The following is a 14,512-nucleotide window of genomic DNA, read 5'->3' on the forward strand; positions in this document are numbered from 1 at the left end:
CACAAAATCTGGCCAACAAATGAACAAACATATTTTACGTTGTACAGTGTTTTGTATACTGGCAACCATTTTATATACAGCCTGTAAAAAGGATGATATCCATACTCCCGGCAACTTATCGGTAAGTCCGGCTGCCGCCTTGCCTGAAACCTTTATCACCCTCAACGGGACCGATATACAGGATATAGTATCCATAAAATTTGACACCGCCACGGCGTCCTTTAGTTCCGTGTTCAATACCGGTTCAACCATTTTTACCAATGTGCCCACCAATCCTAAATTCGGGCCGCAACAGATCAGTATTACCAATCGGGACGGGAAAACCGCTACTGTTGATTTTACCGTGCTGCAACCAGCTCCGAGAATTACCAGTTTCAGTCCAACCAATGTGCCGGTAGGTGATACGGTAACTATTACAGGTACCATGTTCACCAATATCAATGGGGTGTATATCGGTAATATAAAAGCTCCTGTTATAGATTCATCTAGTCGTACCCAGTTAAAAATAAAAGTGCCGGCAGGCGCTGCCTCCGGGTTGCTTTCCATAGTAACATGGGGTGGCACCACGTATGGTACTGGTACCCTTACCATAGGGGAGCGGGCTTACCTGATCTCCGATTTTGATGGCGGCGGTATTGTTGCTAATAGTAACGACTGGCTCTCGTATGGTGATATGAAATCGAAAGCTATTACCAATACTGATCCTGCTCCTAAGACCGGCAACTTTATAAAAGCAATACCCCTTCAGGCAGCATCCGCCAATTATGGCGGTGTTTCTTCTCCCTCGCTAAGCACCACCTTTGGCATGACGTCCACAACAGCAGGTACTACATTGAAGTTTGATGTAAACAACAATGGTCAATTAGCTACCGTGCTGCAGGTAATTGTGCAGGAAACGGCATCGGATATCCCGGATAATAATTATGCTAAGAACGTATCCATAAATGGAACGGGGTGGAACACCATTGAGATCCCTTTAACCCAGTTGCGCAGCGGTTATGGCGGCGGCAGCCTGAACCCCGACCCGGCAAAGATCACCAAAGTGAAATTCCACTTTCAGGGCTATGCCTCAAATCCAATGGAAGCGGATATTGACAATGTGCGGTTTGCTTATTAGAAAGAACAACAAACTAAACAACAATGAAACGTATCAATATATTGCCCGGCCTGTTAGCGATTGTTTGCATAACCGGTTGTAATAAAAAGATCAACAACGATCCGGATATTATTCAGGCCAATCTGGAGTTGTCACTGAAAGACGCGGCTCCCTTTCCTTTAGGAGTGGGAGTCGATTATGATGCCTTCATGGCCAATGGAAACTATACTGCGCTTGTTAAGTCACAGTTCAATACGGCCACAGCCGGGTATGTTATGAAACACGGCGCCATTGTTCAGGGCAACGGCAGTTACAATTTTACCAGGGCCGATGCCTTTGTAAATGCGGTTACTGCCGCGGGTATGAATGTATATGGACATACCCTTTGCTGGTACCAGAACAACAATGGCAACTATCTACGAAACCTGGTAACGGTTCCACCCAATCCCAACCTGGTTACGGATGGTTCTTTTGAAGTGGCCGGCAGCGGTTCCCCCTTTGCCAGCTGGAGTGTGTATAATGGCTCTACGATGGTAAGTGCCGGCAGCGGCGCCAATGAGACCTTTGCGGGCTCCCGTTCCCTGAAAGCGGCGCCGGTTACAGCTGGCAATCCCTGGTCTGTACAGGTGGCAAGCAGTGCCATGGCCCTCACGGTTGGGGTTGGTTATAAGGTCCGCTTTTATGCTAAAGCAGCTACCGCAGGGGGAAAGTTCAGGTTGTCAAACAGCGGCGGCTCATTAGCACAATATTCAGGCGATTATCCCATAACAACCAGCTGGGCGCCTTATGAATGGACATTTACCACAAATGAGGCCAGCAAACGGATCCTGTTCGATATGGGTTCTTCAGCCAATACCTATTATGTTGACAGTGTGACTGTATCACTGGCTGCAGTAACAAATTTTTCCGAAATACAATATCGTGTAGATACAACATTGAAGAATTTTATCACTGGCATGGTAACGCGGTATAAGGACAAGGTACATGCCTGGGATGTGGTCAATGAACCCTTTGATGACAATGGTGTTGTTAGAAGCGGCACCAGCGCAAGCGATGCGTTCTATTGGGGCGATTACCTGGGCGATCGGGACGCTAATAAAAAAATGCTTACCAATGGAGATAGCATGATTGCAAAAGCTTTCCGGTATGCGCATGCCGCCGACCCCACCGCCAAACTGTTTTTAAATGATTATGCCCATGAGACCAACAACGTCAAAATGGACAGCCTCATTTCCCTTGTTACGAGATTAAAAGCCCGGGGCGTTCCAATTGATGGGGTAGGGTTGCAAATGCACATGAGCTACCTGGTGGCCAATACGGCCATTGACAACGCATTGATGAAAATGACGCGGCTGGGTCTGTTGGTAAAGATCACCGAGCTGGATATCAGTGTAAACCTGGGTGATCAGAATAATCCGCAAACAGCCAATTTTGTATTGTCGCCCACCATGTTGCCACAACAGGCCGCCAAATACAAATATGTGGCAGAATCGTACCTGCGCAATGTGCCCGAAGCGCAACGCTATGGTATAACGGTATGGGGTGTAGGCGATGCCGATTCCTGGTTGCGCAACCGCACGCCCTATCATACCAAAGATTACCCCTTGTTGTGGGATGAGAGTTATAATAAAAAAGAGGCCTATACAGCATTCCTGACCGGCCTGCAATTGAAATAGATCGCCAAAGACCGCCTGTTAGGGCTGGGCGCTTAATCGTGCTCAGTTCTGACAGGCTTTTTTATTTACCCATTACCTGGCGCAAGCTTCCGCTTGTGCACATTCCCTTATCAACCCAACACTTTGATCCTGATCTTCTTCCACCGCACTTTGATGCCGCCGCCGGAATGGATCTGCAAGGCAATAAACCCTTCCCCCTGGCCAATTTTGGCATCTTTCAGATATACCATCTGGTGACCATTCAACCAGGTTGTTACTTCGTCATTGATGACCTTGATCCTTAACGTGTTCCATTCACCTTGTTTCAGCAATTGCTCATCTTCCGGCTTGGGCTGGATCAGCCAGCCGCGGCCATACGACTCATAAATACCGGCAGTATGCCCATTTAACGGGGCCACCTCAACCTGCCAGCCGCTGATCTTTACCCCCTCAATCGCGGAACGGAAAAATACCCCGCTGTTGCCGTTCGCTTCCTGTTTGAACTGCAGCGTTAATTCGAAGTTCTTATACTTTTCATTGGTACTCAGGTAGCCATATTCCTTATCGGGACCGCTTTCACAAACCAGTTCGCCCTTGTCGACATACCATTTTTCAGTCCCGTGGATCGTCCAGTCGGTAAGGTCTTTACCATTGAAAAGCGATTGGTTCTTTTGGGCCGATAAACTGGCCGTCAGCAACAGGAAGGCTGGCAAAAGCAATAGTTGTTTCATAATTTGATTAAATTACTAACTTATTGTTGCAATACCTGAACAAGACCTGTAAGTGCCTGTCCGCCTTTGGCGGATTCGCCATCGGGTGTTGAACTTGCGGTCTGAAGAAGCGATCCCCGATAAATCGGGGAGCAATTCAACCCACTACTATGGCAGGCTCAAATGATGCTTACAGGTCATGTCTAATCACATAACTGGCGCAAGCCTCCGCTTGTGCCTGTTAACTGTTAAACTGGTCAACATCTTTTGTATATTTGAAGAACAGCGCCTGATCATTAACTGTACCTTCAATACAACGATCTGTCAATGAATAGCAAGCAACTCACCCAAACAATTATCTTTCTAATAGTAGTCAGCCTAAACACTACCGCACAAACAGCCAGGGTCAACAATCCCATCCTGGCTGGTTTTTACCCCGATCCTTCTATTTGCCGGGTAGGCAATGATTATTACCTCGTCAATTCCACCTTTGCCTATTATCCCGGGTTACCTGTCTTCCACAGTACCGACCTTGCCAACTGGGAACAAATTGGTTTTGCCATGGACCGGCCTGAACAGCTGGACCTGGATGGCGCGCACGTGTCTGGCGGTTTATTTGCACCTACTATCCGTTTTAATAAAGGCCTGTACTATATAACCTGTACCAATACCACGCATGGCGGTAACTTCATCATTACCGCAAAAAATCCCAAAGGACCCTGGAGCAATCCTGTTTTTCTGCCTGCAGTAAAGGGTATAGATCCCTCTATGTTCTTTGATGATAACGGTAAGGCCTATATTGTTTACAACAGTGAGGCCCCCGATAATAAACCACAATACGAAGGGCACCGGACCATCAGAATGTATGAAGTTGATCTGAACACGCTGCAAACAAAAGGGGCGGAAATAGTCCTGGTAAATGGCGGGTCTGATATTTCTCAAAAGCCGATCTGGATTGAAGGGCCGCACCTTTTTAAATACAACAAGACCTACTATTTAATGTGCGCCGAAGGTGGCACGGGTTATAATCATTCGGAGGTGATCTTCAAAAGCAAAAAAGCAGAAGGGCCTTTTGAATCCTATACAGGCAATCCCATTCTTACTCAGCGTCAATTAGCGGTGGGCCGGAAAAGAGCGGTCACTTCAACAGGCCATGCCGACCTGGTAACAACACCCGATGGCAGCTGGTATGCCGTATTCCTGGGTTGCCGTCCTTATAGTGACGAACACTACAATACCGGCCGCGAAACCTTTATGGCGCCGGTTGAATGGAAAGAAGACTGGCCCATTATTCTGCCCGGTAATGAAACTGTGCCTGATAAAGTAAGTATAAAAGGCGCCATTGCCAAAAATCCCCTTACATTCAGCAGTGATTTTCTATTCAGGGATAATTTTAAAAGCACCGAATTAAATAACCGCTATGAGTTTTTACGAACGGTGCGCGAACCCTGGTACCATATCAATAGCATTAACGGAACCCTTTCCATACAGCTAAAGCCAACCACTTGTTCAGATAAGGCTAACCCCGCGTTTATCGGGTACCGCCAATCGCACTTGCGCGGATATGCGTCGACTGCACTCACCTTTGCACCCGCCAGCTCCCAGGAAAAAGCCGGTTTGCTGGTATTTCAGAATGAAAACTTTTATTACTACCTGTGCCTGTCGGTTGAAAATAACCAACCCGTATTACAATTGTATAAAGGACCAGGTAAGAGTGGAGGAGAACCATTGCTGCTGAGTACACAAAAAATTCAGGCAAGTGGACAGGTACCGGTTCAATTAAAAATACAGACCAACGGTCATGCCTATTCATTTTATTATGCCGAAAAAGGCAGTACCATCTGGAAATTATTCAAGGAAGGTCTTGACGCCAACTACCTGAGCACCCATACGGCTGGTGGGTTTGTAGGCTGTATGTACGCTATGTATGCCACCTCAAACGGGGCACCCACTACCAACAGCGCGGTGTTCAATTATTTTGAAAGCAAGGGGAACGATGATTGAATCGTGAGACGGCAAACGGCAGACATGGCTCGCGAGTGTTGAATTAATAACTATCTTGCGCCGCCAAAAATCCATTGCCGATTGCCGATTGCTCTCGGCTAAGCCGAGACCGATTGCCTCCGCTGTGCCATTACAATTCCTTTGCTGTTTTCTGCCTCTATGTAATAAATACAGGACTAATTACTTAAATGCCTCACTATAAGGAATTTCAAACATGCAGTTTGTAATTTAACCAGCTTTGAATACATTCGCATAGTGAATTACATCGTAAAAATATTCTACTCATACCTCGCTTTCCTGCGTAGCGCTTGCGCTAACATTCCATAGTATTAATAGTCTTTAATACATAGTTATTCCTGTTTGTAGCCCTGAACGTTTACCCTTAGCGCATTGCGAACCGAAGCTTTGCTTTGTCCTCCGAAGCCCTGGCATAGGAGGAGCGAAGGAGTGGGCATAGGGCATATTATTCATTTTATTTAATCAAAAAATTATGAAACATATTGCCGTTATCGGATTGGGCAAGGTGGGTTCACTGGTGGCCACTTTGCTGAACGATATTTTTACTGTTACTGGTGTTGACCAAAAAGCCCCGGCCGATGTGCCATTTAAGGTAGTTACCGGAAATATTAACGATGCCAAATTCCTGGAAGATCTGTTATCAAAACAGGATGGGGTAGTGTCCTGTTTACCCTATAACCTGAATTTACCGGTAGCCGAAGCTGCTTTTAAAACCGGGATTCATTATTTCGATCTCACGGAGGATGTGCCTACTACCAGCGCTATCCGTAAAATGGCGGAAACCTCCAAAGGCGTAATGGCCCCGCAATGCGGACTGGCACCCGGTTTTATTGGTATAGTAGGCGCCGATCTTTGTCACCGGTTTACCAAATTGCGTGATGTGGAATTGCGGGTAGGCGCTTTGCCCCGTTATCCCAATGGATTAATGGCTTATTCTTTCACCTGGTCGCCGGCGGGGGTGATCAATGAATACATCAACGATGCCGAAGTGATCCACAACGGTGTTCGCAAAATGGTGCCTTCCTTAGATGGCATAGAACAGATCAATATAGAAGGGCAGGAGTTTGAGGCCTTTAGCACCAGCGGTGGTTTAGGTACTTTATGCGAAACCCTGGAAGGAAAAGTAGATACGCTCAATTACAAAACCATCCGGTACCCGGGTCATGCCCGTCTGATGCGATTTTTATTATATGAACTGATCCTGAAAGACAAACGCGAGTTAACGGAACAAATACTAACGGAAGCCAAACCCCCGGTGCGGGAAGATGTAGTGTATGTGTATGCCGTAGTGGAAGGCTGGAAAGGACAGGAACTGGCGCGGGAAGAATTCTACCAGGCGTATCACCCCATTACTATCAATGGGAAGGAATGGCGCGCCATCTCATGGACAACCGCCGCTTCCGTAGCCGCCGTGGTTGAAATGGTAGCCAATAAGGAATTGCCGCAAAAGGGTTTTATTAGGCAGGAAGAGATCCCGTTTGAGAAATACCTGAAAACGAAGAATGGAAGTTTGTACGGGAAGCATGAGAAGTAGGAAATAGGAGGTAAGAAGTAAGAAGTGCCTGAGTTTTCTGAACTCTTAATATTATTAAAGATTGCTGAAAAGTAGCAAGTTTCTTACATCTTACCTTCTACATCATACATCTTTCTCCAGCCCCAACTATAATAAAAAAAAGAACAATCTATGTCAACGACTCTTGATAAAGTACTATCCGGTTTAATGACCCGCTACAAAGAACGCGTACCCGATGTATCGGCCATTATCGATACCATGATCAGGGAAAATGTTATACAACAACCGGATGATATTGAGAATGACCATATTGCCTTTCGCACCATGGGCGTGCCGCAACTGGGCGTACAATCACTGGAGAAGATCTTTTTGCATTATGGGTACGAGAAAAGGGATTACTATCATTTCCCGGAAAAGAAGCTGGATGCATTCTGGTATGCTCCGCCATCCCCGCAATACCCACGCATTTTTATCAGTGAGCTGCGGGTGAAGGACCTGTCGCACGAAATACAACAGATCATCACCAGTTATACGAACGAGGTAACTACCGAACCTGTTAGCCAGTTAAACCTGGATGATGCCCAGGCCGTGGACCAGTTCCTCCACAGCGGACTGTGGCGTTTACCCACCTGGGCGGATTTCCAAACCCTGGCTGCCCAAAGCGAATACGCTGCCTGGGTTATTTACAACCGGTATTACCTTAACCATTTTACCATCAGCGTACATAACCTGAAGGAGGGATACAATACCATTGCGCTGTTCAATGAATTCCTGGAGCGCAATGGATTTAAACTGAACAATGCCGGTGGCAAAATAAAGACCAGTCCCGATGGCGGGTTACTCCAAAGCTCTACGGTGGCCGAAATGATCGATGCGGAATTTGCCGGTGCGGAGGTACATGCCATTTCAGGGTCCTATATAGAATTTGCGGAACGACGTGTATTACCACAATTTGCGCATTTGCCCAAAGACCAGATCCAGCGGATACACCGCCGGGAAGGGTTTGAAGCAGGTAATGCAGATAAGATCTTTGAGAGTACCTATAGCTCACAAACCAATAGATAATAATAGAATATGTAAAAAGGGTGAGTCTTGGCCAGTGGCCGGGGCTCACCCTTTAACATTATCACCATGCAACTTTTCAAGAAGCATTACCGACTTCTATGTAACTTTCAGAATTGGAAAGTATATAAAATAATCATTCTATATGAAGAAAGCGATAGCACCTGCCCATATGAAATTTGTATTGACCGCGCTCTTATTATCCTTCACAATAGTTTCCCTGGCAAAAGATAAGATCCTGGTATTTTCAAAAACAGCCGGTTATCACCACAAATCAATTGATGCGGGCATCAAAGCCCTTCAGGAAATGGGGCTGAAATATCATTTTGATGTAGATGTCACTACCGATTCCACGAAGTTTGTGGCTTCCAACCTGAAGCAGTATAAAGCGGTTGTTTTCTTAAACACCACGGGCGATGTATTGAATGAGGAGCAACAAGTTACTTTTCAGCAATACATCCAGTCCGGCGGTGGCTTTTTAGGCGTGCATGCCGCCACCGATACCGAATACGGCTGGCCCTGGTATGGCAAACTGGTAGGCGCTTATTTTGTAAAACATCCGCAAATACAGCAAGCCACACTGATCATTAACGACAGCATTAATATTGCTACCAAACATTTGCCCCGTCCCTGGAAACGCACCGATGAGTGGTATAATTTCAAAGATATAGCCACCGATCTGCATGTGCTTGTTTCCATTGATGAAACTTCTTATAGCGGTGGCACAAATGGCCCTAATCACCCAATGGCCTGGTACCATAACTTTGAAGGCGGCCGCGCCTTTTATACAGAATTAGGACATACCGATGAATCCTATTCCGATCCTTTATACCTGCAACACCTGTGGGGCGGTTTGCAATATGCCATGGGTAAGGTGAAGATGAAGTAGAACGATTCTAACTTATTTATAATGCCTGTTCAGTTTGTAATAAACCGGACAGGTATTTTTTATTTGTTATATACAAGAATTTTAGAAGTTAACAAAGCGGCCAGATGTCTGAGGTTTGGTTTGAAGTTACATATCTATCATGTTTCGGTCTTACACATTTATCGGCCAAAAATGCACACTTATCGCCCCAAACTGCACGCTTATTAAATTCCGGTTGTAGAAATGTTATTATTACATATATTCGTTTCCAATAGCAACACTCCCCGGTTAATTACCACGTGCCATATCGAAAATGAGGTTAAGAGCCAGGTATCTAACTGTTTTTCACTATTTCCCCAAAACGGAATCTATTTACACTAGCTTATCATTGTCAATAGTTGATTGTTGACAATGGTGGATTGGTAGATGATTATTTATTAAATATCAGGTAACGCAATTAGTTATATCCAGTAATATGGATCAGACTGTATTGTATTACCAGTAATGACCTAACAACCAAAACGATACTTGCCAGTGAGCGTCTTTACCAGGCTCAGCCCTGATATTATTGCGTGCCCTGTAAAACAGCCAGTCTCCTGTTTGCAGACAGACACAAACGGTTATATACAACCGGTTATGACACACATATCTCACTTGCTTACTATTGGTATTGGCAACAAGACGCCTCATTTAATTTGTTTCCCGGAAATACAATCTAATTTGAAACTAAATCATAAACAGTCATTGGTTATGCGAATAACATTGCTGGTAATGTTGCTAATTATTTCATCCCGGATCTTTGCACAGGACACTGCCCGCGCTAACTGGAACCAACAGGTAAAAGTGGCGCTGAATATGAAGGAGAAGCAATATGCCCGGTATATCGCGGCAAATGAAACATATGACAGGCAGGTCTCGAAGATCATGAATGATACCTCTTTGGACAGGCGCACTCAAATAGCGGAAATTTCAAAGGCACTCACAGAAAAAAGGACAGTCATTAAACAGGTGTTAACCGAAGACCAGCTAAAAAAACTTGCAGAGCCTGGAATGCAACGCCCAATTGTAAAAGGTCCAAATTATTACAAGCATCAGCAGGAGCGGGAAGCGTACATGAAGAAAAAGATTCAGGACAGGGCTCGCGCAGACAGCGCCAGGCTAAAACCACCCTGCCAAATAGCACAATCTTATTAATGGAAACATTAAAATGTTTAACAAGTTTAATTGCGAAATGGAAATCAAAAACTATATGAGAAGGGTTCTGCCTGTATTTCTTATGCTGCTGTTAAATACCCTGATTGGTTTGGGGAATACTCCATTTTTAAGTAAGTGTGAAAAAATAGACCCTGAAAAAAAAGCGACTCCACTTAAAGGTGGTTGTGCTACTCCGCTGACGCAATACGTTTTAGTTGGCACCCAGCCTAATTTAATTAATTGTTCCGATGCAAGTGGAGGTCCAATTGCAAATAATAGCTACGTGTACCAATGGCAATGGTCCACGGACAATGTTCACTTCCAGGACATTCCGAACGCCACTTCCTATTACCTCCCTTCTACCAATAACCAGCCTTATGCCAATTCGCAAGCAGGGACTACCATTTATGTACAAAGAAAAGTAACCTGTGGGATAGATGTGCAATATAGCAATAGCTGTAGCCTGGTCTATGTAACAACTCTCCCCATCTTTGCCCGACTTGAAGTCAATACCAGTGAATACAATCCTTATGATGGAGAATATAATGGAGAATTTTACGAAAAATATCTTAATTGGTATGTTTCCTCCTATATCCGATTCTATGCTGATGCAGCATGCACTGTTCCGATGGCATTGCCTGCTAGTATAAACTGTAAGATCCGGGCGTGTAGATATTATGAAAACGACGGGTACATTAATACAAACGAGTGTTCTGTGGAACCCTGGTATGATGTTACTGTAACTGCTGGCAGTACACAATTTGCAAATGGCGATTTAGAAGACTTTGAATATTATTATATGGTACAGGACGCAGTACCAAACGCGCCGTGGAGGTTTGTCGAAAAGAGCTGGTCCGATTATGAATTGATCGTGGCTGAGAACTGTATTATCATGCCACCGGTTTATCCATCTCATTCCACCGGCTTTGGCATTGCAAGTCAACAACAATAGCATGTAGAAAACCAAGCTAACAACCAAATCGATTCCTGCCAGTGAAAGTGTTTGCGTGGCTACGCCCTGATCTTATTGTGTGTTATAGAAGTATGCTGATTGCCTGTTTACTGGCCATTAGTGCAGGCTGTTATGCACAGTCAGGCGCGGAGCATCCTGTAAAACGCAGGGGCGATACTTTAATATTCTTAAATAAAGGGACCTGTAAAGGATCTTATGCATCACTACAGGACATTGGCGACTTTCAGGAGGGAGCGGCTACTACGGATAAAAAGCTTTCACCTTTACAACCGGTGCCACATACACCTTTCCTTAAGATCCATGGCAATGTTCAATATGATTTCTTATACAGGTCATTTATCGACACCCCTTTTTCTCAAAACGATTTCCAGCAACATACCATACAGACATTTCTGGATATAACCGTGAAAGACAAATATCCGCTGAAGTTGAATTTATCAAACCGGATCAGTAATTCCTTCTATTTCAAAAACTTCATGGATGTCAATCTGCGGTTCGACAGAAATGAATTCCTGAAAAAAGCCAAACAGGAATTACTCAATAAAATTGCATCCCGGTATTATCAAAAGCCCGATCTCGCTGCGGCAGAGGCAGCACTGAAAGAGGCAAAAGACCGGTATACGCAGTTAAGCGGGTTGGTAAATGACCGCGACGAGTGGGCACGTTTAATGAAGGAAAAGGAAATACTGTATTATAAAGAATTAGCTGCGGCAAAACGAAAAAGCGACACTTCTTCAAAAGACGTTAACTGGCCTGACCTTGACAAAAGCAGGTTGTATAAACTGGCCAATGGGAAGGTTGATTCGCTGGCAGACAAAGTGGATAGTTCTTATTTCAAAAAATTTGAACAAAGGAAAAAGGAATTGGATAGCCTGCAGCAACGGGTCCAGGCACTACAGGCTAAAACTGACAGTGTAAAGAATTCTATACAAAAAGATGTGGAAGGTGTTCGTCGCAAAATTTACAAAGCAGCCACCATAGCTGACCTCAATAACATTGAATCGGAGAACGAAGTTGCCAGCCGGAAAAAGGAAGGGTTGGAGAAATTCCTGGGCAATATAAAAAGTATTGGCATTGGCCGGTCGGTAATAAATTATTCTGAGCTGACCGCCTGGAATGTCTCGTTGACAGGGTTCAATCTTGAATATAATGACGGCATATATGCAGCATTGGCTGTAGGTAAAATTGATTATGGCTTCCGGGATTTTATGGGAAAGAATACCCGGCGGAATGGACAAAACTTCTTAATGGGTCGCATAGGGGTAGGAGACGTTGACCGCAAAGCAGTAATTCTATCTGCGTTTGCCGGTAAAAGATATAATTATGGAAGTATCGTGGCAGATACCGCCAACAATTTCACCAATGTGGTAGGATACGCTATTGAAGGCATCTTGAAGAAGGATGAGAATACGGGCATTAGTGTAGAGCTGGCAAAAACCACCATCCCCGTCAGTGGAAGCCTGCGAAACAATGGCGGCATGAAGTCGTTGTTTCAGTTTGCAGAGAATGCAAACGTTGGTGTCAGTATCAAAGGACAAACCCTGTTACCAAAGACAGATACCCGCATCAGCGGATTTTATAGAAAAACAGGCGCGCAATTCCAATCGTTCAGTTTGTACACGATCAATACCAGTCAAACCGCCTGGTTATTCGGTGTTGATCAGTCCTTTTTTAATAATAAAATTGGCGTAGTCGCTGCACTTCGGCGCAATGATTTTTCCAATCCCTTTGCAGAAAAGACATTTAAATCAAGCACGGTATTTAAAAGCATTCAGTTGAATGTGCGGATACCGCGCTGGCCTTCGCTTAGCGTAGGATACAATCCTGGCACCCAGTTATATGTAATAGACAAAGAGCGCATCCGGGAGAATGCCTATTGTATTTTAAACGCATCCCTGGTGCATAATTATAAGGCCGGTAACATTCGCATGTTGTCGTCTTTGCTTTATAATAAATATTTCTCCAAAGGAACTGACTCGGGTTTTATAGCTTATAAGGGCATTAATTACATGGCTTCTCAAACCCTTTTCTTGTCTAAACTGCAATTGCAGGGAATGTATATGTATGCCGATCAGGAGCAGATGCAATATTACACGCTCGACGCCAATGCTGATTATGCACTATTCAATTTCTTAAAAGTAGGGGCCGGTATTAAATACAATAAAATAATGGGCGGCACCACCTGTATTGGCAACCGGGCGCAGGTAGGAGTGGAGGTAAAGAAACTCGGCAGTTTGCAACTGCATTATGAAAAATCTTATTTACCAACTATATGGCAAACACTTTATCCGGTAGAAACAGGCAGGGTATCGTGGTTTAAATATTTCTGATATGAAAATAAAATTTATACTTCTGCTGGCATTCTGTATTCCGGCGCTGTTACAGGCCCAGGTTACTATTAATGTAGTAATGCCGCCGGCCGGCCTGGTCACCAAAGATCAGTTATGGAATCTCGTGCTTACTAACAACAGCAATACCGGCTCGCAGGTAACCATTCTGATGAACCTGAAAGACGCGGTAACCGGGCAACTGGTCCTGTCTGCAGGAACAAGAGGTATCCTGCTGAACAAAGGAGTAAAGGTGCTGACTATACAGGACATTCAACCTGTTCAGTATACCACTGGTACCGGCAATGTTACCGCCACCTTTTTACCACTCGGCTCTTACATAGCCTGTTATACCGTAAGTAACTACGGACATGAAGCATTACAAACACTCGCAACAGAATGTGTACGGTTAAATATCACGCCATTGAGCCCGCCCTTGCTGAGCACACCAGTCAACAGATCTACCATCCAAACACCAGCGCCACAATTAACGTGGATCCCGCCGGCACCTATGGATATGTTCGATAACCTTACCTATGAACTGAGCGTGGCTGAAATAATGGAGGGACAATCTCCGGCAGAAGCCATCCGCTATAATACGCCTGTTTATTCAACTGCGCATTTGAAGGCACCCTATGAAATGTATCCGACCACTTATTCTACCTTGGAATCAGGGAAGACCTATGCCTGGCAGGTAACAGCAAAAAATAACGAGAACTATGCCTCGGCCACCGAAGTATGGACGTTTACGATTGCAGGCGATTCAACCAAAAAAGAAGAGAATCAGGCCAGCTTTCTTTTACTAAATGGCGATGGTAACGGCGGGGGCGCTCATCTTGTTACGGACAAGGAACTGCGTGTGAAATATCACTGCTTCGACAACACCCATGAAACGCTGGTCCGGTTCCTGGACAGCGATAGAAAAATAATACAGGAGGTAAAGCAAAAGATCCTTTACGGTGATAACTACCTGCGGTTTAAGCTGGGAGGCAGGTATCATTCCGGCAAACAGTATTTTATTGAGATCACCGACAATCAGCATCATCAGTATTCCACTTCATTCAGCATAAAATAGTCTAAACAGTCGCATAA

At 44.8% G+C, this 14,512-nt stretch carries 11 protein-coding genes; 10 read left to right on the forward strand and 1 reads right to left on the reverse strand.

Going from position 1 to position 14,512, the window contains the following annotated elements; all coding sequences use genetic code 11:
- Window positions 1-19 precede the first annotated feature (19 nt).
- Both J7I42_RS33370 and J7I42_RS33375 read left to right on the forward strand, forming a co-directional pair.
- A complete protein-coding gene (locus tag J7I42_RS33370) occupies window positions 20-1,117 on the forward strand; it encodes a glycan-binding surface protein (RefSeq protein WP_209144586.1) in 1,098 nt (365 codons plus the stop codon).
- 23 nt (window positions 1,118-1,140) lie between these two features.
- The gene (locus J7I42_RS33375) at window positions 1,141-2,772 is read left to right on the forward strand and encodes an endo-1,4-beta-xylanase (protein WP_209144588.1); all 1,632 of its coding nucleotides are present in this window, start codon (window positions 1,141-1,143) and stop codon (window positions 2,770-2,772) included.
- 110 nt (window positions 2,773-2,882) lie between these two features.
- Here the strand turns inward: J7I42_RS33375 and J7I42_RS33380 are convergent, their stop codons facing one another.
- Window positions 2,883-3,482 (reverse strand): 3-keto-disaccharide hydrolase, encoded by a 600-nt coding sequence (locus tag J7I42_RS33380; RefSeq protein WP_209144590.1) that lies wholly within the window; start codon window positions 3,480-3,482, stop codon window positions 2,883-2,885.
- Between the two features lie 306 nt (window positions 3,483-3,788).
- Here J7I42_RS33380 and J7I42_RS33385 point away from each other — a divergent pair, with 306 nt between their 5' ends.
- From J7I42_RS33385 to J7I42_RS33420, 8 genes are all read left to right on the forward strand, one after another.
- Entirely contained in the window at window positions 3,789-5,465 is a 1,677-nt protein-coding gene (locus tag J7I42_RS33385; RefSeq protein WP_209144592.1) for a glycoside hydrolase family 43 protein, read from the forward strand.
- Window positions 5,466-5,955: 490 nt separating this feature from the next.
- On the forward strand, window positions 5,956-7,017 hold the full coding sequence (locus J7I42_RS33390; RefSeq protein WP_209144594.1) for a saccharopine dehydrogenase family protein: 1,062 nt from the start codon (window positions 5,956-5,958) through the stop codon (window positions 7,015-7,017).
- Between the two features lie 150 nt (window positions 7,018-7,167).
- Window positions 7,168-8,061, forward strand: coding sequence for a DUF1338 domain-containing protein (locus tag J7I42_RS33395; protein WP_209144596.1), 894 nt, complete (start codon window positions 7,168-7,170; stop codon window positions 8,059-8,061).
- 142 nt (window positions 8,062-8,203) lie between these two features.
- The gene (locus J7I42_RS33400) at window positions 8,204-8,947 is read left to right on the forward strand and encodes a ThuA domain-containing protein (RefSeq protein WP_209144599.1); all 744 of its coding nucleotides are present in this window, start codon (window positions 8,204-8,206) and stop codon (window positions 8,945-8,947) included.
- A gap of 729 nt (window positions 8,948-9,676) precedes the next feature.
- Window positions 9,677-10,120, forward strand: coding sequence for a hypothetical protein (locus J7I42_RS33405; protein ID WP_209144601.1), 444 nt, complete (start codon window positions 9,677-9,679; stop codon window positions 10,118-10,120).
- Window positions 10,121-10,157: 37 nt separating this feature from the next.
- Window positions 10,158-11,072 carry a hypothetical protein gene (locus J7I42_RS33410; protein WP_209144603.1) on the forward strand — a complete coding sequence of 305 codons (915 nt, stop codon included), beginning with the start codon at window positions 10,158-10,160 and terminating at the stop codon, window positions 11,070-11,072.
- Between the two features lie 41 nt (window positions 11,073-11,113).
- Window positions 11,114-13,423, forward strand: a complete 2,310-nt coding sequence (locus J7I42_RS33415) for a hypothetical protein (RefSeq protein WP_209144605.1) — start codon at window positions 11,114-11,116, stop codon at window positions 13,421-13,423.
- Between the two features lies 1 nt (window position 13,424).
- Window positions 13,425-14,495: a hypothetical protein gene (locus tag J7I42_RS33420; protein ID WP_209144607.1), complete on the forward strand. Its 1,071-nt coding sequence runs from the start codon at window positions 13,425-13,427 to the stop codon at window positions 14,493-14,495.
- Window positions 14,496-14,512 lie beyond the last annotated feature (17 nt).

The organism is Niastella soli (assembly GCF_017742245.1).
Taxonomy (GTDB): domain Bacteria; phylum Bacteroidota; class Bacteroidia; order Chitinophagales; family Chitinophagaceae; genus Niastella; species Niastella soli.